The organism is Patescibacteria group bacterium, from assembly GCA_028716045.1.
GTDB lineage: Bacteria > Patescibacteriota > Patescibacteriia > JAQUQO01 > JAQUQO01 > JAQUQO01.
Genome location: JAQUQO010000001.1, coordinates 759,502 through 782,101, shown reverse-complemented (window position 1 = coordinate 782,101; position 22,600 = coordinate 759,502). Strand labels below are relative to the sequence as shown.

Annotated in this window: 17 protein-coding genes; 11 read left to right on the top strand and 6 right to left on the bottom strand. The window is 43.8% G+C overall.

Annotation, left to right across the window (positions count from 1 at the left end):
- Positions 1–11 precede the first annotated feature (11 nt).
- The 4 genes from PHG22_03925 to PHG22_03910 form a co-directional block, all read right to left on the bottom strand.
- Positions 12–695 (bottom strand): helix-turn-helix domain-containing protein, encoded by a 684-nt coding sequence (locus tag PHG22_03925; GenBank protein ID MDD5490906.1) that lies wholly within the window; start codon positions 693–695, stop codon positions 12–14.
- Positions 696–700: 5 nt separating this feature from the next.
- Complete coding sequence (locus tag PHG22_03920) at positions 701–2,929, bottom strand: DNA translocase FtsK 4TM domain-containing protein (protein ID MDD5490905.1); 2,229 nt, start codon at positions 2,927–2,929, stop codon at positions 701–703.
- A 478-nt stretch (positions 2,930–3,407) separates the two neighbouring features.
- Complete coding sequence (locus tag PHG22_03915) at positions 3,408–4,148, bottom strand: hypothetical protein (protein ID MDD5490904.1); 741 nt, start codon at positions 4,146–4,148, stop codon at positions 3,408–3,410.
- 393 nt (positions 4,149–4,541) lie between these two features.
- On the bottom strand, positions 4,542–4,685 hold the full coding sequence (locus tag PHG22_03910) for a hypothetical protein (protein ID MDD5490903.1): 144 nt from the start codon (positions 4,683–4,685) through the stop codon (positions 4,542–4,544).
- A 206-nt stretch (positions 4,686–4,891) separates the two neighbouring features.
- Between PHG22_03910 and PHG22_03905 the strand changes: the two genes are divergently transcribed.
- From PHG22_03905 to PHG22_03870, 8 genes are all read left to right on the top strand, one after another.
- Positions 4,892–5,062, top strand: a complete 171-nt coding sequence (locus PHG22_03905) for a hypothetical protein (protein ID MDD5490902.1) — start codon at positions 4,892–4,894, stop codon at positions 5,060–5,062.
- Positions 5,063–5,959: 897 nt separating this feature from the next.
- Positions 5,960–9,352, top strand: a complete 3,393-nt coding sequence (locus PHG22_03900; protein MDD5490901.1) for a DNA-directed RNA polymerase subunit beta — start codon at positions 5,960–5,962, stop codon at positions 9,350–9,352.
- Between the two features lie 13 nt (positions 9,353–9,365).
- Positions 9,366–13,265, top strand: coding sequence for a DNA-directed RNA polymerase subunit beta' (gene rpoC, locus PHG22_03895; GenBank protein MDD5490900.1), 3,900 nt, complete (start codon positions 9,366–9,368; stop codon positions 13,263–13,265).
- A 187-nt stretch (positions 13,266–13,452) separates the two neighbouring features.
- Positions 13,453–14,109 carry a hypothetical protein gene (locus tag PHG22_03890; GenBank protein ID MDD5490899.1) on the top strand — a complete coding sequence of 219 codons (657 nt, stop codon included), beginning with the start codon at positions 13,453–13,455 and terminating at the stop codon, positions 14,107–14,109.
- Between the two features lie 224 nt (positions 14,110–14,333).
- Positions 14,334–15,059 (top strand): YebC/PmpR family DNA-binding transcriptional regulator, encoded by a 726-nt coding sequence (locus tag PHG22_03885; protein MDD5490898.1) that lies wholly within the window; start codon positions 14,334–14,336, stop codon positions 15,057–15,059.
- Positions 15,060–15,061: 2 nt separating this feature from the next.
- A complete protein-coding gene (ruvC, locus tag PHG22_03880) occupies positions 15,062–15,541 on the top strand; it encodes a crossover junction endodeoxyribonuclease RuvC (protein MDD5490897.1) in 480 nt (159 codons plus the stop codon).
- Between the two features lie 9 nt (positions 15,542–15,550).
- The gene (locus tag PHG22_03875; protein MDD5490896.1) at positions 15,551–16,306 is read left to right on the top strand and encodes a hypothetical protein; all 756 of its coding nucleotides are present in this window, start codon (positions 15,551–15,553) and stop codon (positions 16,304–16,306) included.
- A 3-nt stretch (positions 16,307–16,309) separates the two neighbouring features.
- Entirely contained in the window at positions 16,310–17,263 is a 954-nt protein-coding gene (locus PHG22_03870) for a RimK family alpha-L-glutamate ligase (GenBank protein MDD5490895.1), read from the top strand.
- Between the two features lie 51 nt (positions 17,264–17,314).
- Here the strand turns inward: PHG22_03870 and PHG22_03865 are convergent, their stop codons facing one another.
- The gene (locus tag PHG22_03865) at positions 17,315–18,169 is read right to left on the bottom strand and encodes a hypothetical protein (protein ID MDD5490894.1); all 855 of its coding nucleotides are present in this window, start codon (positions 18,167–18,169) and stop codon (positions 17,315–17,317) included.
- 108 nt (positions 18,170–18,277) lie between these two features.
- Complete coding sequence (locus PHG22_03860) at positions 18,278–19,690, bottom strand: hypothetical protein (GenBank protein ID MDD5490893.1); 1,413 nt, start codon at positions 19,688–19,690, stop codon at positions 18,278–18,280.
- A gap of 187 nt (positions 19,691–19,877) precedes the next feature.
- Here PHG22_03860 and PHG22_03855 point away from each other — a divergent pair, with 187 nt between their 5' ends.
- The 3 genes from PHG22_03855 (at position 19,878) to PHG22_03845 (ending at position 22,580) form a co-directional block, all read left to right on the top strand.
- Positions 19,878–20,636, top strand: coding sequence for an SIMPL domain-containing protein (locus tag PHG22_03855; protein MDD5490892.1), 759 nt, complete (start codon positions 19,878–19,880; stop codon positions 20,634–20,636).
- A gap of 346 nt (positions 20,637–20,982) precedes the next feature.
- Positions 20,983–22,170: a PAS domain-containing sensor histidine kinase gene (locus tag PHG22_03850; GenBank protein MDD5490891.1), complete on the top strand. Its 1,188-nt coding sequence runs from the start codon at positions 20,983–20,985 to the stop codon at positions 22,168–22,170.
- A gap of 26 nt (positions 22,171–22,196) precedes the next feature.
- Positions 22,197–22,580: a response regulator gene (locus PHG22_03845; protein ID MDD5490890.1), complete on the top strand. Its 384-nt coding sequence runs from the start codon at positions 22,197–22,199 to the stop codon at positions 22,578–22,580.
- The last annotated feature ends 20 nt before the right edge of the window (positions 22,581–22,600 follow it).

Genomic DNA, 22,600 nt, shown 5'->3' with positions numbered 1-22,600 from the left:
TTATTAGTTGATTATTTAGGAATTTCTTCTACGAAGATATTTCTATAGATAAAATTTTCTCGGCTATGTTTTTTCTTGGCAGTTATTTTTATGGTATTTATTCCGGTTTGGAGTTGCAGTTCTTTGAAAAAATTGCCGGTCGGGTCGGCTAAAACTTCCTGCTCATTGATGGTGATTTTGGCCTCCGGTTCCGTCTGCCCCCTGACGGTAATCAGGGTAGTGTTAAGAGTGAGATTTTCCGGCGGTTCAAATATGGCAAGTCGGGGCGGGGAAATAATGTCTTTGATTTCCAGCCCCAGATAACCGATGAGCAGTCCGACAATAATCAGAACGAAAGTAATCCGGATAATTCGGGGAGTGTTTATTAAATTTTTTTCCGAAACTTTGGCCACGAACGGCTCTTTTTTATTCCTTTCATGCAGGGCCTCGTAGTTGCTCCTTTCTTCTAAAAATTGTCTGGTGAGAGGTTCGGCCGGAAGTTTTAATTCTTCCAGATATCTTTTTAAAAAATTTTTACTGTAAACATTGGCCGGCAGATTTTTATAGTCGCCGTTTTCCAGCGCCAGCAGATATTTTAAGGGGATGTTTATTTTTGCGGAAATTTTTTCCAGTTGAAGGTTAAGCCGTTTCCGTTGTTCCAGCAGTTTTTCTCCCAGCTGTTTTTGGTCGTGGATTGGCCGTTGTCTGAAAAGCATAGAAGTTATTCTTTTTCTTCGGTTTCTTCTTCGTCTTCAATTTCTTCGCCATCCCCATTTTCCTCAGGATATTCACCCTCGCCGCTATCCTCTTCTTCGGTTTCACCCATATTAGCATCAGAGCTTTCGTTTATCAAGATTTCCCGTGGTTTAGCTCCGTCAGCCGGCCCGATAAATCCTTGTTCTTCCAGCAAGTCCAAAATTCTCGCCGCCCGCGCATAGCCGACTTTCAGCCGGCGCTGGAGCAAAGAGGCCGAGGCCTTGCCCGCCTGTGAAATGACTTCTTTGGCTTCGCCTAAGAGTTCGTCGCCGTCGTCCCCATCCGGAGAAAAATCAAAAGCGGTGGTGGTGATTTTTGGTTTGGCAATAATTTCAGAATTATAATCCGGACCGTCGCTGTCCCGCTTTAAGAAATCAATGACTCTTTTTATTTCTTCATCGGAAACAAAAGCCCCCTGGATTCTTTTGGATAAAGTGAGTTCAGCTGAAGTGTAAAGCATGTCCCCTCTGCCTAAAAGTTTTTCCGCGCCGGAAGTGTCCAAAATCGTCCGGGAATCAACCAGCGAGGCGACGCTGAAAGCGATGCGCGCGGGGATGTTAGCTTTGATCAGTCCGGTAATAATGTCCACCGACGGCCGCTGGGTGGCGAGTATTAAATGAATGCCGACTGCTCTGGCCATTTGCGCCAGCCGGACAATGGCGCCCTCAACTTCGTGGCCGGCGGACACCATCAGGTCAGCCAGCTCATCAATGACTATTAAAATGTAAGGAAGTTTTTCTGACGGATGAGCGGTATTATAAAAATCAATATTTCTTTTTTGAGTTTTAGAAAGCAGTTCCAGCCGGCGGTCCATTTCCAGAATCGCCCATCTCAAAGCGTTGACCGTTTTAGTGACGTCGGTAATTACCGGCGTCAGCAGATGGGGAATGCCGTTATAAACCGGCAGTTCCACTCTCTTGGGGTCCACTAAAATAAATTTTAAATCTTCCGGTCCGTTTTGATAGAGTAAACTGATAATGATGGTGTTGAGGCAGACACTTTTGCCGGAACCGGTCGCGCCGGCGACCAGCAGGTGCGGCATTCTGCCGATATCCGCTATCCATGTCTTCCCCGCCACATCCTTGCCGAGAATGATTGTTAAATTAGAGGCGCGTTTTTTAAATTCGGCCGATTCCAAATTTTCCCGCAAATTAACGATAGCGACTTTTTGGTTTGGCACTTCAATGCCCACCAGCGATTTACCCGGTATCGGCGCCTCAATGCGAATGGGATGCGCGGCCAAAGCCAAGGCCAAATCATTATGTAGAGTGGTGATGCGCGAAAGTTTGATTCCCTCCGACGGCTTGAGAGTATATTGGGTTATCGTCGGCCCGACGCTGACGCCGCCCATTTCCACCGGTATGCCGAAATTTTCCAAAGTTTTTTGGATAAGAATTTTGCCAACTTCAATATCGCCGGAAGTCGGTTTGCTGGGTTTGTTATCAAGCAGGTCTATGGGCAGGTCAATTTTTTTTCTGATTTTGGCCGGGGGTTGCGGTTCCAGCAGGGGCCGGGAGGCATTCGGCCAGAGCGGTTTTTTAGAAAATTTTTCTCTTTCCGTCTTTTCGTCAATCTCTTCGTCCCTTTCTTCCTCTATTTCCTCTTCGGCTTCTTCGTCACTTCTAAATCGGTCCGGAATTGATTTTAATTTTGACCCGATTAGCGCGCCGGGAGACAAAATGCGGGAAAGGGTGGTATTAAACATCGTGAGAAAAGAAATAACCAGCAACGCCGCGAGAACAATGAGCGTAGCCCAAAATCCCATAATTTTTTGCAGCGGGTAGCTGGAAAATAATCCGATATATCCGCCGCCTTTGCCCGCGGGAATTATGTCCGTCGCCTGTTCCAAGGGGACAGAAAGATGCATTAACCCCGTGACGCTTAAAATAAATAAAAAAAGCCCCAGGTAATTAACCCGGCGCAAATCGTAACGGCTGGGGAAAAGCAAAACATAACCGAGAATTATTAAAATTATCGAGAAGAAAAAATCCGCCCAGCCGAAAGCCATGCCTAAAATATGCGTGATAAATTTTCCCGCCGACCCGGCAATGTCAAATAAACTTAAAATGCTTAAGCCCGCCGCGGCAAAGAAAATAATTACCAGAATTTGCCTTTTGGCTTCCGGGTCCAGTTCCCAATCCCACCTTTTGATTAACGGTTCATTACCGTTTGTTTTTTTATTTTTCCGCCGCATATTTGTAAAAATAAGATAAAATTTTAAACTCGGTTATTTAGAAATTATAACATATTCAGTCCGATTAGCCAATCGGGTAAACAAAAAACCGGCAGAGGGCTGCGAACGGCACTAGAACTTTAATTTACGAATTAAAGCCAAAAAGTCGAGGAGAGAGATTTTCCCCGTATCACGGGAAACTCCTCACCCGAAGGATCGGAGAGTCCCCGCTTTTAGGGAGACTTTTTTTCTCCAACCCGATTGAAGTTCGTGTGTTCGCAGCCCTCTGCCGGCTGCACCTCATTTATTATATTGTAAATTATGAATCTTGGAAAGAGTTTCTTTATCAGACCGCTAACTCGTTAACGGGCTGGTAAAGAAAGGCAGATTGTTGTCTGCCTTACCCCATTCTTTTTTTACTTTGTAGGGATGCAAATGAGGATTCGTAATTCCCCTACAAGTTGTTTAATTTCATTCTTACCTTTTTCCTTTCGGCATTTTAGTTATTTACTACCGGTTGTTGGTGCCGGTGTTCTTTTTGTTTTTGGAGTTTTTCTTTGTGGACCGCAATCAACGACGGAAGTTTTTCGGCAAAAGGATTATTGAAAATTTCTTTTGCCTCATTCTCTTCCCTCGGAGCGTTTGCGCTGGGGTAGATGAAGCCGATTTTGCGAAGAATGTTTTCCACTTCTTCGGCGATGAAGAACTTGATGAATTCTCCCCGCTTTTTTCCCTCAATCCTCTCTTTTTTATGGAAAGAGCAGATGTAAGGAATTTTTCCGGTTTTTTTAATCCGCTCAATCACTTCGTGAAAAGTTTCTTCGCGGTCCGCGGCGAGAACATCATCGATTCTCACTACCTTAGGGCCAAACTTTGCTTCCACTATTTGACCATGGTGGTGGTTGCACCCTGGATGGGAGCAGACGATTTCCGGATGTTCTCCGCCTACTTCCGCCTGTTTTTCCTTCAGGGGTTTATCCACCTCGGCATCTCTTTCTAATGATTCTGCCAAGGGGAAGAAAAGTCTTCCTTTCTCCCACGGCTTGCGGATTTTTTTGTCTTCTTCCCGCATGCAAGTAAAGCAAAAAATTTTCGTCGGATGGTGACTTCCGGGTTTTTTGGGCTTTGCCCACCACCTCCACCTCCACTCCTTAGTAAATTTGCCAGTCTTAGAATCCCTTTGAATGATTTTTTCCTTTGGGAATTCAACTGGTTCGAAGCATCTTTCACATCTTGCCATTGCTAGTTCCTCCTTAAATTAAAAGGTTAAAAATTTATTTTAAACTTTTTACCGATTGGCAAAAAGGTTTTTAAAGAACAACTCTCTTATCAAGAAAAAAAGTTTGATAAAAATTTTATCAACTATTTTCTTTTGGTAAGAAACGGGGGGCAAACAGATGTTTCTGTTCGCCCCCGTATCTAGGAGGAAATTTATTTAGTCGGCTTTTAAAAAGGCCGTTATTTTTGTCTGGAGGGGGTGAGGGTTAAGCTCACACAAGCCGCGAAAGGCAAGGCGACAAATATCCTTACGGATTGTCTTGCGACTGTCGCGCCCCTCCATAACTCTCGCTAAAAACTTTTTAACGAAGGTTATGGAGGGGAGTTTTTGGCTCCCCCATTTTTTGATTTTTTTTTAGTTTCCGATGGCGAGCATAGTGATTAAACCGCCGGCCAATACGACGAAGAAGAAAAAATTCATCAGCGAATTGTAATCAAAGAAGCTCTTGTAATGATTTACGCCGCCGAAATTTTTCTCATTATGGGTTTTCGTCATCATTTCCCTTTTCCTCCTCTATTGTTAATCAAATGTTAATCAAGGTCCGTCTAAATCTATGAAATTTACCTCACAAGGAGATAAACCTCATAGATTCGGACGGACGGGCAATCGCGAACGATTGCCTTAATTGCCTCTGATATGGAGAATTGATAGGGCCGAGCGTTGTTTAATTTTTATTTAAATTATTTTGTGCCCTCCAACTCTCCATGTCAGAAGCAATTTTGATTGTCAGAAAGCGGAGGATAGAGGCCAAGTTTTTGTGCGCATGCGCACCGCTTAGCATGGCGGTTGGCTGGGATATTTCCAGTAGAACCGGAATTATCCAAGTTAGCGCCGCTTATTTGCCGCCGGCCCTCCTTAGGCCGGGCGTCAAATAAGTTTCTACCCCTCCTGTTTCTGGCAACCAAAAAGGCGGTTGAAAAACTGTCCCGTTTTTGGTTAATGAGAGAGTTTTCCAACCGCCTTTAAGCTTCCATATATATCATATATCAGCAGATACTGGTTAACGGTATCTGCTGGTATAAATTTATAATAAAGCCGATAAAAACAATTGGGCTTATCCCGAGAAATCGGGATAACTCTCTCCCCAATAGGTTTTAAAGTTCATTTATTTTTAACCTTTTATTATACCACATTCGGATGATTTTGTCAAGACCCTTGCCTGAATTTTGTTGAAAAATAAGGGTTTTTTGATATAATTCAAGCTTTTTAAATCCCCTTATCTTGCCCGGCTCAAGTTTTTTAAAGACAGGGTCAAGCGTTACATCGTCCGGATTTTTATCCATAACAAATTATAATAGCATATTTTAACGATTTTGTCAAGACGCATCCCATATTTTTTGGCTAATATTAGATAAAAAAATAATTTTGTGGATAAAGTGTTATTAGTGGGTTAATATGCGCTTGTGGATAGAAATCAGAGATTTCGTCAATTTTGGCTAATTTTAGATAAAAGAATCAAATACTTGACAACTTAGAATTGCTTGACAGTTTATTTAAACTTTGTTAGTATAAAAGATACGTAAAAGTCAATTATTTCTATCGAGCGTTTTTTCTTTTATATTAGCCATTTTTCCTTCGTCAGAAGGAATCCGTTCAAAGCAAAAAGGGACTTTCCCATTAAAAATTGTGAACGGCTTGGCAAAAATTTCATGCTTATCTTAGCTGAAAAACAATCCATCTTTTAGTTTAAACTCGCCCCCGAAACTCCTTTGTGGGGAGATTTTTTGTTATCCAAAATTTTAATAATTAATAAAATAATTTTTAAAATATATATGAACGACGGCAAATACGTTTTAACTGAAAACGGCAGAGTGGCCTTTAGTTATATTAAAGACGCGATGCCCCTCCCTGACCTCGTTTGTATTCAAAAAGATTCTTATCGCTGGTTTTTTAAAGAAGGAGTCAAGGAACTTTTTGAAGAAGTTTCTCCTATCACCGATTTTACCAAAAGAGATTTGGAACTGAATTTCGTGGATTATTATTTAGACGAACCAAAATTTGACGAAGTGACCAGCCGCGAAAAAAATGTCACCTATGAAGCGCCGTTGAGAGTCAAGGTGCAACTCGTCAATAATCGCACCGGCAAAAAAGTTAATCAGGAAATATATTTGGGTGATTTTCCTCTGATGACCAGCCGCGGGACTTTTATTATTAACGGCATTGAGCGGTCGGTCGTTTCCCAGATTATCCGTTCGGCCGGCGTTTTCTTTTCTTCGGAATTTGCCAAGGGCCGTCGTTATTACGGAGCAAAAATTATTCCGAACCGCGGGGCTTGGCTGGAAATAGAGACAGACCAAAACGGCGTGTTGTGGGTGAAGATAGACCGCAAAAGAAAAGTGGCCATAACTTCTCTTTTGCGCGCTTTCGGCTGGTCCAGCAACGAAGAAATAATTAATCTTTTTACTGATGTGGATACTGACCCGGAGCATAGTTATATCAAGGCCACGCTGGATAAGGACGCGGCCAAAAACGAAGCCGACGGGCTTATTGAAGTTTATAAAAGAATCAGGCCGGGGGATTTGGCCACGGCTGACAACGCCAAACAGCTTATCTACTCCATGTTTTTCCGTTTTGACCGTTATGATTTTGGCCGAGTCGGACGTTATAAATTAAATATCCGTTTTAACGAGAAGCTGCCGATTAATAAAGAAACGAGAATTTTAAGAAAAGAAGACCTCATCAGTATTATCAAAGAAGTTATCAGATTGAATGTCACGCAATCCGATTCGGACGATATTGACCATTTGGGGAATCGCCGCATCCGCGCGGTCGGCGAGTTGGTGCAGAATCGTTTTCGCATTGGTTTGGCGCGCATGGAAAGAATTATCAAAGACAGAATGAGCACGCTGGATGTCACTTCGCTCACGCCGGCGCGTTTAATTAACGCCCGTCCGCTCATCAGCGCGGTCAAAGAATTTTTTATGTCTTCCCAGCTTTCCCAGTTTATGGATCAGACCAACCCTTTGTCCGAGCTGGAACACAAGCGCCGCCTTTCCGCCATGGGTCCGGGGGGACTTTCCCGCGAAAGGGCCGGTTTTGACGTGCGCGACGTGCACCGCACTCACTACGGCAGAATTTGCCCGATTGCCACTCCCGAAGGACCGAATATCGGTTTGGTCGGGCACTTGGCTTCTTATGCGCGAGTCAACGAATTTGGTTTTATTGAAACTCCCTTTTGTAAGATTATCCATGACCCGGCCAATAAGCCGGAATTAATTAGTGGAGAAATTTTAAGGGAAGATATTAAAAATCCGAAAAGCGGGGAAGTTTTAGCCAAAGCCGGTGAACTCATCACTGAAAAGTTAGCCAAAGAAATCAGCGAAACAGGGTTGCCAACCATACCGCTTAAGCCGCGAGTGACCAAAGAAATTATTTATTTGGACGCTTTCAGCGGGGAAAGATTTATTTCCACTGCCGCCACCACGACCATAGACGAAAAGGGATATTTTATTAAAGACAGGGCTGAAGTCAGAAAATTCGGCGAGCCGACGGTAGAACATGTTTCGGAAATTGATTTGATGGATGTTTCTCCAAAACAAATCGTCAGCATTGCCACTGCTCTTATTCCTTTTTTGGAACACGATGACGCGGTCAGAGCTCTGATGGGAACGAATATGCAACGTCAGGCGGTGCCTTGCATTAAACCCGAGGCTCCGTTGGTGGGTACCGGCGTGGAAGGCCGAGCCGCCAAGGATTCCGGACACGCCATTGTGGCGGAAGACAGCGGAGAAATTACGGCGGCCAGCGCGGGTCAGATACAACTGCAGACCAAAAAAGGCGAAATAAAAAATTATTACTTAAATAAGTTTATCCGTTCCAACGCTTCCACTTGCATTAACCAGCATCCGACGGTCGTCAAGGGACAAAAAGTATCTAAGGGGGATTTATTATCTGACGGACCGGCGATAGACAAGGGAGAACTGGCGCTCGGGCAGAATATACTCGTGGCCTTTATGTCCTGGGAAGGATACAACTATGAAGACGCCATAATTATTTCCGAGAGATTAGTCCAGAAAGACCGCTTTTCCTCAATCCATATTGAAAATTATCAGATTGACGTTCGCGATACCAAACTCGGACCCGAGGTGGTGACCTCGGATATTCCCAATATCAGCGAAGAGAAATTTAAAAATCTGGATGCTAATGGCATTGTGCGCATCGGCGCCGAAGTTACTTCCGGAGATATTTTAGTCGGTAAAATTACGCCCAAAGGAGAAACCGAGTTATCAGCCGAAGAAAAATTATTGCGCGCTATTTTCGGGGAGAAAGCCCGCGATGTCCGCGACAGTTCTTTGTATTTGGAGCATGGTGAGCACGGTAAAGTGGTGGATATCAAAATGTTTTCTCAAGAAAACGGGGACAAGCTTCCGCCGGGAGTTATTAAATCCATTCAGGTGGCGGTGGCGGATATGCGCAAATTGCAAAGAGGAGATAAGATGGCCGGCCGTCATGGCAATAAGGGCGTGATTTCCAAAATTGTACCGGTGGAAGATATGCCTCACCTTGAGGACGGCACACCCGTAGATATTATTTTAAGTCCTTTGGGCGTGGTTTCTCGTATGAATATCGGACAAATTTTAGAAACGCATTTAGGCATGGCCGCCCATAAACTTGGTTATAAGGTAGTGACGCCGGTTTTTGACGGCATCTCCGAAGAAAAAATAAAGGAAGAGCTGCGCAAAGCGGAATTTCCGGAAAGCGGCCAGGTTACTTTATATGACGGGCGGACGGGTTATCCTTTTGAAAATCCGGTGACCGTTGGTTATATTTACATGCTCAAGCTGAACCATATGGTTGAAGATAAAATTCACCAGCGTTCCATCGGCCCTTACTCGCTTATTACCCAGCAGCCGCTGGGCGGCAAGGCGCAATTCGGCGGCCAGCGTTTTGGTGAAATGGAAGTTTGGGCGCTGGAGGCCTATGGCGCTTCCCATACTTTGCAGGAAATTTTAACCATAAAATCAGATGATGTGCCGGGACGTTCCAAGGCCTACGAGTCCATTATTAAAGGCGAGCCGATTAGAAAAATCAACATTCCGGAATCTTTTAATGTTTTGGTCCGCGAGCTCAAGGGTCTGTGTTTAGATGTTGAGCTTTTAAGGGATGGCCAGAAAATCAAAGGGATAGACAAGGGAGAAGAAAGAAATCCTTACGATAAAAAATAATCTATTAAATACTATGATAGTAGATACATTAAAATCTCTTGACTTTAATTCCATAAGATTAAAACTGGCTTCCCCGGAGGAGATCCATAATTGGTCTTACGGCGAAATAAGCCGTCCAGAAACCATTAATTACCGCACGCAAAAACCGGAGAAAGGCGGTTTATTCGCCGAGGAAATTTTCGGGCCAAGCAAGGATTGGCAGTGCTATTGCGGCAAATACAAAAAAATAAGATATAAAGGAATTATTTGTGATAAGTGCGGCGTGGAAGTCACGCATTCTTTAGTGCGCCGCGAACGCATGGGCCACATTGATTTGGCCTCCCCGGTTTCGCACATTTGGTTTTTGCGCGGCGTGCCCTCGCGCATTGGTTTAGTTTTAGATTTATCGGTTCAGTCGCTGGAAAAAGTGGTTTATTTCGCCAGCTTTATTATTACGGAGGTCAATGAGGAAATTAAAGCGCAAACCATGGAACAGTTGAAGCAGGAATTTAAAAGCAAGGGGAAGATATTAGAAAACGATTTTGAAAGGCAAGCCAATGAGTTGCGCAATAAATTACAAGCCGACAAAAAAAATAAAGAGTCGGAAAAAAAGATAACCAAAGAACTCGCCAACGTAATTGAAATAAAAGAAAAAAACCAGGCAGAGTTAAAAGAGGAGTTTGAAACGGCGGAGCGGGAACTGAAAGAATTGGTTCCGTTAAAAATTATTTCCGAAAATGATTATCAAAATTTGTCTTTAAAATATGGTCATGTTTTTGAAGCGAGTATCGGCGGCGAAGCAATGCGTTATTTATTAAGTAAGGTTGATTTAGGGAAAACTATTAATATTTTAGAAAAAGAAATTTTATCCGCCTCCGGCGCTAAAAAAGACCGGCTGATTAAACGTTCGCGCTTGCTCAAAAGTTTACAGATTAATAAAATTCGTCCCGAATGGATGGTGCTCACCACTATCCCCGTTATTCCGCCGGATTTAAGGCCCATGGTGCCATTGGATGGCGGTAGATTTGCTACCTCCGATTTGAATGATTTGTATCGCCGCGTGATTAACCGCAACAATCGTTTAAAAAGATTGTTGGATTTAAACGCTCCGGAAGTGATTGTTCGCAACGAAAAAAGAATGCTGCAGGAAGCGGTAGACGCTTTACTTGATAACAGCGCCCGCCAAAGCAAAACCGTGGTGGCTTCCACTGGTCAGAAGCGACAACTAAAATCCATCGCCGATATTTTGCGCGGCAAGCAGGGACGTTTCCGCCAGAATTTACTGGGCAAGCGCACGGACTATTCCGGACGCAGCGTGATTATCGTCGGTCCAAATCTCAAACTGCATCAATGTGGTTTACCCAAGAAAATGGCTTTGGAATTATTTAAACCTTTTATTATCAGCCAGCTTATTAAAAACGGCGTGGTGCACAATATCCGTTCCGCTTCGCGTTACATTGAAGCCGGCCACGAAGATGTCTGGGACATTTTAGGCGATATAGTAAAGGACGCGCGAGTTTTACTTAACCGCGCGCCGACTCTGCATCGTTTGGGTATTCAGGCCTTTCAGCCGGTGCTGATTGAAGGCAAGGCCATCCAGGTGCATCCTTTGGTTTGTCCGGCTTTTAATGCCGACTTTGACGGAGACCAAATGGCCGTCCATGTTCCTCTGACCGAAGAAGCCAAGGTGGAAGCCAGAGAAATAATTTCCGCCGATAAAAATCTTTTAAAACCCGCCACCGGCAATCCGGTGGTCAATCCCGGCAAAGATATCAGCTGGGGGATTTATTACATAACTTCTTATTTGGACGAATCGGCCAAACCGCAAAAGTATTTTTCGTCAAAAGATGAGGCCGTGATGGCTTACCAATTAGGCAAACTTCCGCTTAGAGAAAAAATAAAAGTAAGAGTCGGCGGTTCCGCGAAGAAACCCGGAGAAACCGTGGAATCCTCGGTGGGCCGGTTGTTGTTTAACGATATCTTGCCGCCCAAGTTGGGTCGCGTGGAGGAAATTATTGATACTAAAAAATTAGCCAAGCTGGTCAGGTTGTGTCTGGAATATTATGGGCTGGAAAAAACAGTGGAATTTTTGGATAAGATTAAAGAGCTTGGTTTTTATCATGCAACTTTAGCCGGCTACTCTTGGGGCATGGATGATTTGCCGACGATTTCAAAAAAGCAGGATTTGGTGAAAGAGGGCAACCAAAAAGTTGACGAAATAGAAACGCAATATGCCGAAGGTCTTTTGACTTCCGCTGAAAAGCACGTGAAAATTATTGAGGTTTGGACGGAAATAAAAGACCGCATTGTAAAAGAATGCCGTTCTTCCCTTAATCCCCAAGGCCCGGTATTTTCTATGGTGGAATCCGGCTCCCGCGGTTCGTGGGGCCAGCTGACGCAGATGATTGGCATGAAGGGTTTAGTGAGCAGCCCCTCGGGAGAAATTATTGAATTGCCGGTTAAAGCTAATTTTAAAGAAGGATTCGGCGTCTTGGAATATTTTATTTCCACTCACGGCGCTCGCAAAGGCCTTTCCGATACCGCTCTGCGCACGGCCAACGCCGGTTATCTCACTCGTCGTTTGGTTGATGTTGCCCAGGATGTGATTGTTAATAAAGAGGATTGCGGCGACAAAGAGGGTGTGGTTATTACCAAGGAAGAGAGCGAAGAAATCGGGGAGCCGTTGGTTGACCGCATTGCCGGCAGGTTTGTTTTGGACGACGTTGTTAATCCTAAAAATAATAAAGTGATAGTGCCGAAAGGAGAAGCCATTACCGAAGCGCACGCGAGAGAGCTGGCTAAATTGGATATTGATAAAGTAAGGGTGCGTTCGGTCTTGACCTGTAAGATACACAAGGGGGTTTGCGCTAAATGTTATGGTTATGATTTAGGTCATAATAAACTCGTGGAATTAGGAACTCCGGTGGGAATCATCGCCGCCCAGTCAATCGGTGAGCCGGGCACCCAGCTTACTATGAGAACTTTCCATACCGGTGGTGTGGCCGGTCAAGACATTACCCAGGGGTTGCCGCGCGTTGAAGAATTATTTGAGGCGCGTTCGCCGAAGAAGAAAGCCCTGCTGGCTGAAGTTGACGGTGATGTCACAATTGAAGAAGCGGACCGCACGATTGAGGATACTTCGGGGAAAATGGTGGTAAAAAGCATTCATGGCCAGAAAACTTTGAAAATTTCTTACGAAGAGATGGAAGAAGATGATTATAAAGTTCCTGCCGGCGCCGAGGTGGCTGTCAAAGAAGGCCAGTTTGTTGATAAGGGGAATATCGTTTTCATCCGCAAAGACCATACGGAAGAAATCCGCGCCAAGCGGCCGGGGATGGTTAAAATAAATAAAAATAAAATCTCCGTCGTCACCACTGCCAAAAAAATAAGGGAGTATATTATTCCCCCGGGCTATGGCTTGTTTGTCAAAAATGGTGATAAAGTAAAAAAGGGCGACCAGCTTACCGAAGGAGATTTGGATTTACATCAACTTTTTGTTCTTCGCGGCAAAGAAGATGTCAAAAAATATTTAGTCAAAGAGATTCAGCATATTTATTCTTCACAGGGCCAAAAATTGAATGATAAGCACATTGAAGTGATTATCAGGCAATTATTTTCCCGCGTTATCGTGAGGGATACCGGCGACACCGATTTATTGCCCGGAGAAGTAATAGAAAAAAATCAATTTGAGAAAGCTAACGAGGCGGCCAAAAAGAATGGCGGTAAAGAAGCCAAGGCCGAGGAATTATTTTTGGGCATTACCAAAGTTTCTCTCTCCACGGAAAGCTTCTTGTCAGCCGCTTCTTTTCAGGAAACCGCCCGCGTGCTTATTGAGGCCGCTATCACCGGCAAAGTGGACCGCCTGGAAGGGCTGAAAGAAAACGTGATTATCGGCCGCGTTATTCCGGCTGGTACGGGGTTTAAGAAGAAATAATTGCGAATAGAAAAGACGCTCCCTAACCGGAGCGTTTTTTCTTTTAAAGTTTTAGTAAAATTTTTAAATGACTATTGACAAAATTCCCGAGATTTAATATACTATTTTATTGTTCTTTCAAAGGCAGGCCTGGGACTTGCGCGTAGTGCGCGGGTTAGGGGCGAGCCAAAAAATAGAGGTGCAAAAAATGGGTAAGAGAAAAAAGGGCAGTAAGTTTTTACAGGCGTTCGGCAAGGCGTTTGAAATTTGGAAGGTCCTGACCGACGCGGTGCTTTCAGCCGGCGGGACTGATGAAGATGTCGCTCGCATTCAGACCGACAAAAATTTGCTGAAGGAATTGGTTGAAGTAATTATGAAGTATGCTAAAGCCGTGTCCCAACCGGTTGCGGCTGTAGCCACTGCTGTCAAAGAATCATTTCAAAATCTTCTCGCCGCCTGCAAGCAGGATGGCTATCGCGACCCGGAGTTTACTGAATCGCGCTGGCCATTGGAACCCGTCGCTCCAGACGAGGATGATTATGAAGAAATCGAGCACCACTTTACTGGCACAATGACCATAGAAGAAGGTTTACGTCGTCTATCCGAAATGGAAACTAAGGGCGAAATTCGTCTGCTCAAGGGCTCGCGTCGGGCAATGAAGTACATCGCCGCGCACCCAAATGCTCAGCTGGATTATTCAATTATCCTCCCGCTTCGCGCGCAGGACTCCAATGGCGGCTGGGTTGTGCCGATCTTCTGCCACGATGGCCCTAGGCGCTTCTTGGACTTGTGCTACCTTGATGGCGAGGCTGACCCGGACTGCAGTTGGCTCGTCCTCTGCCAGCGTCCCTCGGTCAAGAGTTAAATTGACCGGCGCTTGAATTTCGTTTTTTGGACTTTCGTTACCTCGTGTTCACGCAAGATAACTCCGATCCTTTCAATTTTTTAAAACCCGTTGCGAATTATCGCAACGGGTTTTTTCTTTTAATGTTTTGTCGGTAAAATGTTCCTAAATTATCTTGATTTTTCCCCTTGATTTTTCCTTGCCTTTTTGTTATTATTATTTATACAGAATTATAAATTTATTCTATGTCCGGGCATTCTAAGTGGCACAATATCCAACAGAAAAAAGGCGTGGCCGACAAAAAACGCGGCGCGCTTTTTTCCCGTTTAGCCAAGGCCTTGACAGTAGCCGCCCGCGAAGGCGGCGGGGACCCGTCGGCTAATTTTAAATTGCGGTTGGCCGTGGACAAGGCCAAAGCCGCCAATATGCCCAAGGATAACATTGAACGGGCGATTCAGCGCGGCACGGGCGAAATCGCCGGAGAACAAATTGAGGAAATTATCTACGAAGGATTTGGTCCGGCCGGGATGGCGATTGTAGCCGTGGTTTTAACGGATAATCGCAATCGCACGGCCTCGTCAATCAAGCATCTTTTTTCCAAACACGGCGGCAATCTCGGTTCTCCGAACAGCGTCTTGTGGATGTTTGAAAGGAAGGGAGTTTTAAGAATCAAAATGGACACTGTTAAAATGCCCAGAGAAGAGTTTGAATTGAAACTCATTGATTTGGGGGCCGATGATATTAAGGAAGAGGAAGGATTTTTGGCGATATTAGTCCCGCCGGAAAAACTGCAACTTATTAAAGAGTCGCTGGAAAAAGAAGGATTGATTGTTGATTATGCTGAAATAGAATGGGTGGCCAAGGAAAAAATTTCCCCGCCGCCGGAAGAGCGGGAGCGTCTGGAGCAATTTTTTGAAGCGCTGGATGAAGACGAAGACGTTGATAATTATTATTCAAACCTAAAAGAATAAGTATGGTTATTTTGGGCATTGACCCGGGGTTTGCCATTACCGGTTTTGGCTTGTTAAAAAAACAGGGAGTGGACTTAACTCACCTTAGCCACGGCTGTATCAGAACAGACAAAGGGGAAAATTTTTGTTTACGTTTAAAAAAGCTCAATCAGGAGTTGAATAAATTAATCAAAAAACACCGGCCGGATTGTTTGGCCATTGAAGAATTATTTTTTTGTAAAAATGCCAAAACGGCGCTGAATGTCGGACAGGCGCGTGGTGCGATAATTCTCGCGGCCATTAACAATAATTTGCCGATTTACGAATATACGCCGCTGGAAGTCAAACAGGCGTTGACGGGCTATGGCCGGGCTGACAAAAATCAGGTACAGCAGATGGTTAAAATCATTTTAAAATTAAAAGACATCCCCCGGCCGGACGATGCCGCCGACGCTTTAGCCGTGGCTTTTTGTTGCGCCAGCAGTATGGGGAGAAAAAGTTAAAGATTGGCTATGAACTTTTCTCGCCAAGAAAAAATTATCACCAGTTATGGATTTAAGAAGCCCGGCGCGTCGTTTTTTGTTTTTATCGCTCCTCATGCCGCTGGCGATGATAAAAAAACCGGAGTGATAGCCAGCCGGTTGGCGCGTCTTCTTGGCGGGTTTTTAGTGGTTAATAATAGATATTTTAAAAAAGAGAATAAACAGGCGGCTCAATATCCGGAACGAGTGGAGGATTTTAATAATTTGTGCTGGGGGCGTTCTTACAATAAATATCTTTGGAAAAAGAAGCGGCCGGAGATGAAAAAATTTTTTCGGGACATCGCCGGTTATTGCGCTGAAGCGGAAAAACACAGCCAAGACAGCAGGGCGGTAGCAGTGTATATTCACGGAGCGCAGGATGTCGGAGTAGGGGTGGATATCGGCGTGGGGGCCAAAAGGCACAATACCAGCAACAAAATACTCGGTTCTAAAAGGCATAAGAACGTCGGGTTTAATACCGGAGAGATAACTTTAAAGATTAATACTTTAAAAAAGATAAAAAAAGATTTGGCGCGCGAGCTTGAGCAGGGTTATAATTTAAAAGTAACCGTCGGCGAAAGTTATTCCGGCTGGAGTAAACAATCAGCCATACAATTTCATAAACACGGCGGGCGGAATGATTATGCTTTGCAGTTTGAAATCGGCAGTTATCTAAGGCACCGTAAAGATAAAAGAAAATACATTGCTGATTTATTGGCGCAAGTTTTATTGAATAATTTTAAATAAAATATGAAAATCCACGTTCTCACTTATTCCAGCCCGACCAATTTAAGCCCGGTGACTAAAATGGATTTGGAGTTGTTGGATAAAGCCGCGCGGGAGCAGGGCCATGTTTTGGAAATAATTTACGCCAAAGATTGCCAGCTGAAATTTACCACTCGCCGACCGGAAATTTTAATTAAAAACCAAAAACCCGAGGACATGGAAGTTTTGCTCGTGCGGGCCAATTTTTTACATTATAATTTGGAGTCGTACAGCGCCATTATCAAGCAATTTCAAATGGCGGGGATACCGGTGATTAACAATCACTTGGCCGTGGTGCGGGCTAAAAATAAATTGCGCACTATGCAGGCCTTGAGCAAACTTAAAATTCCGGTGCCCAAAACCTATGTCATTGTTTCTTCCGAATATATGGACGATGTCATTAAAGGCATTGGTACGTTTCCGGTTATTTTAAAAACCATTTCCGGTTCTCACGGTAGCGGCGTTTCTATTATTGAAAGTAAGCGGGGGCTAAGGTCAGTCGTGGAAATGATGATTAGCGCCTCCGGGCCGACGCCGTTTATCATTCAGGAATATGTCAAAGAAGCCAAGGGCAAAGACATCCGGGTTTTTATCGTGGGCAAAAGAATTATCGCGGCGATGGAAAGGATTGCTACTAAGCGCGGTGAATTCCGTTCCAATTTTCATTTGGGCGGACGGGTGCGCGTGGCCAGCATGAGTCGCAAAGAGAAGGACGTGGCATTCGCGGCCATTAAAGCCGTGGGCTTGGATATTGCCGGCGTGGATATTCTGCGCACCAAGACAGGGCCGAAGGTTCTGGAGGTGAACGCCAATCCGGGCTTGGAAGGAATTACACAGGCCACCGGCCGCGACATTGCCGGAGAGATTATCAAATACGCGGTGAAGAAAGCGCGGCGGAGCAAGGTTCCGGTGGAAGACAAAGAAGTAAAAAGAGATTAATTTTGAAAATAAAAAAACATCCCGAGAAATCGGGATGTTTTTGTAAAGTAATTATTTTTGAAACAACCCCCTGACCCAGCCCCAAATGCCTTTGATTTGTTGTTCTGCTTTGGCGACTTTTTCCAGACGAGTTTGTTCTTGTTCTACTTTTTGAATCTGTTCTTGTAGGACCGTTTTAACTTCTTCGGCGCAATTTGTACACTCATTTTTGAGTTGGTTCAATTTTTCTATTCGGGTGCGATTTTTTTCCGCTTCTTGCTCAAGCACGCTGGCGGTTGTTTGGTCTCCGCCGGTAAAAAATTTAATAATCCGGTTGCGGGTCTGGAGTTTTTCCTCGGCTTGGATTGTGGACTGGACTGAATTGTTAAACTCTTGGGCAATCGCCGAAATTTGCGGACCGATACCTCCGGTCAGATTTTCCGCGGAAAGCAGGGAGTGAACTGCTTCTCTGACTATATTTTGATTTTCGTAGATTTTTTTAAGTTTGTTTTCCCGTAAGTTTTGCAGTTCTTCTTTTAATTCCAGTTTTTTTGTCTGGATTATTTCTTTGAGTTCATTTATATTTCGCGCTTTAATTTGTAATTCTTGCTGAACTTGGATAGCTTTATCCTCCCCCGCATTTTGAGTTGATTCTTCCACGGTGGCTTGGTTCGTTGTTCCGCTAGCCGAAGAAGCGGTCGGGGTTTCAGAAGAAGATGTAACTTCATCTACGTCAACTTTTTCAACCGGCGTTGCGGGTTCGACCATCTCGGTCGGAGAAGTTGCTTCTTCGGCGGCGGCTTCTTCTGTCGCCTGTCCGTTGCTATTTCCCGCCGTGGTTTTATTATTAGATAATGCGTCGGGACTGGCCAAGGCAGGCGCGCAGGCGAAAAGCGCGACGCTCAACGCAAAAATAATTTTTTTCATAAGAAATTTTTATTTATTATCTTTAATTATAACACATTCTGAGATTTCAAAAAAATCAATAAAAAAAGACCCTTCATTTTTGAAGGGCCTTGTAAGTGGTAAAAATTTTTACCGAGGTTGTTCTTTCGTCGGAGGTGTTTTGATTTCCTCCGGGCGCGGATTTAGGTGTTGAGGTTTACGCCCGGTTGGCGTCGGCTGCTTATCGCGGCGGGGATTGTTTTGGGAGGCGAAGCGTCTCAGATTAGAGCAGAATTCCATTCTCAAAACAGACAGGATGCAAGAAGGTTCGGAACATTTTTTGCTCCGCCAGCATTCTTTCGGCAGACGGTCAGGTTCAAAAGCGAACTTGACTATCTGTAAAAGTTGCTCAAGAGTTAGTGTTGTCGCCGGCTTATCGGCAGTTAAACTGCCGTTCAGCAACATTTCTCCCCTTTCGGAGTAAAACCAGATGGGTATTTCGTCTATTTCTCCGTATTTTTCAAGGTAGGGCATAGGGAATCGGCGGGAATCAATTTTTTTCTTTTCCAACTCTACCGAGCGTATAATAGCAATTACTGTTTTAATCGGCAATTTGTTTTTACTGCGGGAATTGGTATAGATTTGAACATTCCCCGCGCTGGTTTTTTGGATAAGAATATCACACTTGCCGCCATTTTCGTTTCTAAAAATTTTGTTGTGGTAAGCGCCGTCGTCATTAAGAGTGGCAATTCGTATCTGCTGTCCATTGGGCGCGGTGATTTGAAAAATTTTTGCTTTCCTATCGAATTCCCCGAGTTGATAACGATAGTAGATTCTGTCGCGGATTTTTACAAGCACCGCATCATAAAACCATTGCTGGTCGCCGGTTTTTTGTGTGATTATTTCCGCCAACACCGCCAATCCCCAGGGTCGGATTCTTTGACCCTTATCAATTTGTTCCACATACTTTTCAATGTCGATGTAGTCCGAAGGCGTTATGTCTAATTTTTCTTTTTCTGCCTCTTGCTGGCATTGTTTTAGCAATTTTTTGACATGAAACCCCTTCGGCATTTCCGGATTTTCAAGTTTTGCGATTATGGCGGCGGCTGCCCAATCAAAGACCATCATTTCCTTCTCCCGCCTTTCTTCTGGCGATAAGGGCATATTGGCGTAGGCCTGCCAATATACCTTTAACATATTGGCAAGGTCGAACGAGTCCCCGTTGGCGCGACTGTCAACGTTATGAGTGTAACGGAGAAAGTTTTTTACGCCCTTTTCGTTTTCTATGCCGAGAAACATAGCCATGAGTGACGACGCAGTTTCCCCTTTATTTTCGGGAGCGTGATCGTCAAATCTTCCTCGCCCGATTCCCAAACAAAGAGTGCCGGTTTTCAGGAGTTCATCACCATTATTGAATCTTTCCCCAAGAAATTCTATTTTTGCTGTTTCAATACCCGGGAAAATCTTTCCCCCGTGTTCTTTGGCAAGCAAATAGGCCCCGGCATCATCAACGTGGGGCTCTTTATGGAGAGCCACAATATTAATCGGATAAATCTTTCCCATTTCAATTCCTCCTTAGTTGTGTGTTTTTTGTTTATGTAAACGGCTTTTGACCATTATTTTCAAGAAACGATTAACCGTAAATTTTAGCATATTTCAGGGGTTTTGTCAAGGGGTTTGCTTTTTGCTATAATTACTCTGTTGAATAATTAAAAAACGGCCTTTCGGCCGTTTAAAAAGGAAAGATAATATGAGTGAAAATTGTTGCGCCAGTTGGCGCAGTCCCAAGGTCATTATCGGCCTTATTGTGGTTTTGCTTGTTGCCGGCGTTTTAACTATTTCCCTTATCCGCGACCGCATCGTAAATCCACCCCAATGGCAGGTTAACGTGGTCGGGCAGGGGAGAGTTGCTTATGAGCCGGATATTGCCAAAATAAATCTTGGCGTTCAGGTTGATAAAGTGGCCAAAGCCGAAGACGCGCTTACGCAGTTAAATGACAAAATGGATAAAGTTTATAAAGCAGTGATAGCCGCGGGGATTTCCAAAGAAGATATCCAGACGCAAAATTATTCTTTATATCCGCAATATGATTATGTAGATAATATTTCTAGATTGAGCGGCTATAACGCCAACCAGAGCATTATCGTGAAAGTCCGTGACATCCAGAAAAATTCCAACAGGGTCTCGGCGGTGATAGCCGCGGCGACCAAGGCGGGTTCCAATCAAATCACTGGTGTGGCCTTTGAAACCTCTTTGTTAAATGATTTAAAGCAGGAAGCAAGGTTAAAAGCCATTGCCGACGCCCGTACCAAAGCCACGGACATTTCTTCGGCGCTTGACGTCAGATTAGGGAAGATTGTCGGCTGGTGGGAAAATGTGGTTTCTTCTCCGGACACGGCCGGATATTATTATGGGGACGGCAAGGGTGGTAGCGGAGCCAGTCCTACGGTTCCCCAAGGTTCGCAAGAGTTAATTATTGAAGTTAATTTGAATTATCGGATAAGGTAAGGTGAATCAGATACAAAAAATTATTGAAACCTGCCCGCTCGCCTCGCTACCGCAAGCAAAGCGAGGCGAGCGGGAATTGTGGAAAAACCGGTCTTGTCACGATTGAAATTCTTTACTATTATTAGAGTGGTTAAGTCGATTAAATAAAGTGTATTTTATTTTTTATAATGTAGCGAGGGGGGTATGGTTTGTGTCGAAATTAAGAAAATTACGTTAATACTATCCGAACACGAGAGAGAGAAACGCCCGCAGATTTTCTGGTTTGGTAAAAAGTTTTAATAAAAGCATCGTTTTTAACGGTGTTTTTTATTTGAGGAAGGTTTTAATAAAAGTTTATTATTGAGTTATGAAAAAAGTTAAAAAATCAAGACAAATAAAAAGGTGGGGAAAACGAATTCTTCTTCCAGAAAGAAGAATTGCTGAACAGGAGGCGATTTTTTCCTCTGCCGGTGATCATGTAATGGGGTTGGTGGTTGTTAATAAAGATGGGAAAATAATTCGTGTCAACAAGGGCTTTGAATCGCTGACTGATTGGAAAGAAAAAGAAGTTATTGGAAAATTTTTGGTTGAAATTATTCCAAGGGAAGATGAAAATAGAAAAAAAGTGCCATTTAAAGAAAGAATTCTTTCAAAGGTATTGGCAGGGAAGATATTGACTACCACTACCACTACCACTACCGGTGGTATTGAAAAACTACCTACTTTTTATTATATCCGAAAAGACAAAAGCAGATTTCCGGCAACCAGTGTTATCAGCCCCTTGCTGTTTAGAGGAAAGATAGCGGGAGCGGTAGAAATTTTTTATGATATTACTAAAGAAAAAGAATTGGAGCGGATTAGGATGGATTTTTTATCGCTGGCCTCTCATCAATTGCGCACTCCGCTTTCCGGCACCAAGTGGCTGATTGAGACGATGTACAAGGGGGTTATAGGCCGGACGACAAAAAAACAAAAAGAGTATCTTGACGATATTTATAAAATTAATGAACGGATGATTAAACTTATTTCCGAAATATTGAGCACATTGCGGTTGGAGAGTGAAGAGACGCTCATAAAAAAAGAAAAAATTTCAGTAGCATCTCTTTTTAAAGACGTTTTAATTATAGCGGCCGCCGCCGCCAAAGAGAGAGGGGTGGTGTTATCGGGCCCCTTAAATCATCGGGTGCTTACCATTGAAACGGACCCGGAAATATTAAAAGCAATTCTTGGATGCTTTCTTTCTAACGCCGTTGATTATTCAATGCCGGGCCAGAAAGTGATTTTAGATGTTAAGGAAGAATCAGGGGCAGTAATATTTTTTGTTCGTGACTCCGGGATTGGTATCCCCAAAAGGGAGCAGAAAAGAATGTTTGAGCGATTTTATCGTGCCTCCAATGCAAAAGCCCTAAAACCAAATGGCACGGGTCTCGGTCTTAACATCGCCAAGATGCTGGCTGAAAAGATTGGCGGAAAAATTTCGTTTAAATCAGAAGAAAATAAAGGCACCACCTTTTATTTACGCATCCCTAAAAGGTCGAGGGGGTGTAAAAGTTAAAAATAAAAAGATAAATAAACTAAAATATGAATCATGTATTAATTGTTGAGGATGAAGATTTTTTGATTCGGACGCTTGAAGATAATTTAACCGCAGAGGGTTGTACGGTTGATGTCGCTAAAAATGGAGAGGAGGCAATTGAGAAAATAGGGAGAAAAAAACCAGACCTTATTTTACTTGACATCTTGATGCCCAAAAAAGATGGCTTTTATGTGTTAGGGGAGACAAAAAAGAACCCCGAATGGAAATTGATTCCGGTGATTGTTTTATCAAATCTTGGAGAAGATATGACAATCAAACGGGCCCTGGAGCTGGGCGCTGATGACTACTTTGTAAAATCCCAGCACCCAATCCAAGAAATAATTGAAAAAGTAAAAGATTATCTTGAGGGCAGAAAAGCGGCGAAATAATATCCTTAACAGTCGACCAA

Bases quoted from the DNA above. Each gene is read 5' to 3' on its own strand.
- PHG22_03925 (MDD5490906.1), bottom strand. From the start codon at position 695: ATGCTTTTCAGACAACGGCCAATCCACGACCAAAAACAGCTGGGAGAA.
- PHG22_03920 (MDD5490905.1), bottom strand. From the start codon at position 2,929: ATGCGGCGGAAAAATAAAAAAACAAACGGTAATGAACCGTTAATCAAA.
- PHG22_03915 (MDD5490904.1), bottom strand. From the start codon at position 4,148: ATGGCAAGATGTGAAAGATGCTTCGAACCAGTTGAATTCCCAAAGGAA.
- PHG22_03910 (MDD5490903.1), bottom strand. From the start codon at position 4,685: ATGATGACGAAAACCCATAATGAGAAAAATTTCGGCGGCGTAAATCAT.
- PHG22_03905 (MDD5490902.1), top strand. From the start codon at position 4,892: ATGTCAGAAGCAATTTTGATTGTCAGAAAGCGGAGGATAGAGGCCAAG.
- PHG22_03900 (MDD5490901.1), top strand. From the start codon at position 5,960: ATGAACGACGGCAAATACGTTTTAACTGAAAACGGCAGAGTGGCCTTT.
- rpoC (MDD5490900.1), top strand. From the start codon at position 9,366: ATGATAGTAGATACATTAAAATCTCTTGACTTTAATTCCATAAGATTA.
- PHG22_03890 (MDD5490899.1), top strand. From the start codon at position 13,453: ATGGGTAAGAGAAAAAAGGGCAGTAAGTTTTTACAGGCGTTCGGCAAG.
- PHG22_03885 (MDD5490898.1), top strand. From the start codon at position 14,334: ATGTCCGGGCATTCTAAGTGGCACAATATCCAACAGAAAAAAGGCGTG.
- ruvC (MDD5490897.1), top strand. From the start codon at position 15,062: ATGGTTATTTTGGGCATTGACCCGGGGTTTGCCATTACCGGTTTTGGC.
- PHG22_03875 (MDD5490896.1), top strand. From the start codon at position 15,551: ATGAACTTTTCTCGCCAAGAAAAAATTATCACCAGTTATGGATTTAAG.
- PHG22_03870 (MDD5490895.1), top strand. From the start codon at position 16,310: ATGAAAATCCACGTTCTCACTTATTCCAGCCCGACCAATTTAAGCCCG.
- PHG22_03865 (MDD5490894.1), bottom strand. From the start codon at position 18,169: ATGAAAAAAATTATTTTTGCGTTGAGCGTCGCGCTTTTCGCCTGCGCG.
- PHG22_03860 (MDD5490893.1), bottom strand. From the start codon at position 19,690: ATGGGAAAGATTTATCCGATTAATATTGTGGCTCTCCATAAAGAGCCC.
- PHG22_03855 (MDD5490892.1), top strand. From the start codon at position 19,878: ATGAGTGAAAATTGTTGCGCCAGTTGGCGCAGTCCCAAGGTCATTATC.
- PHG22_03850 (MDD5490891.1), top strand. From the start codon at position 20,983: ATGAAAAAAGTTAAAAAATCAAGACAAATAAAAAGGTGGGGAAAACGA.
- PHG22_03845 (MDD5490890.1), top strand. From the start codon at position 22,197: ATGAATCATGTATTAATTGTTGAGGATGAAGATTTTTTGATTCGGACG.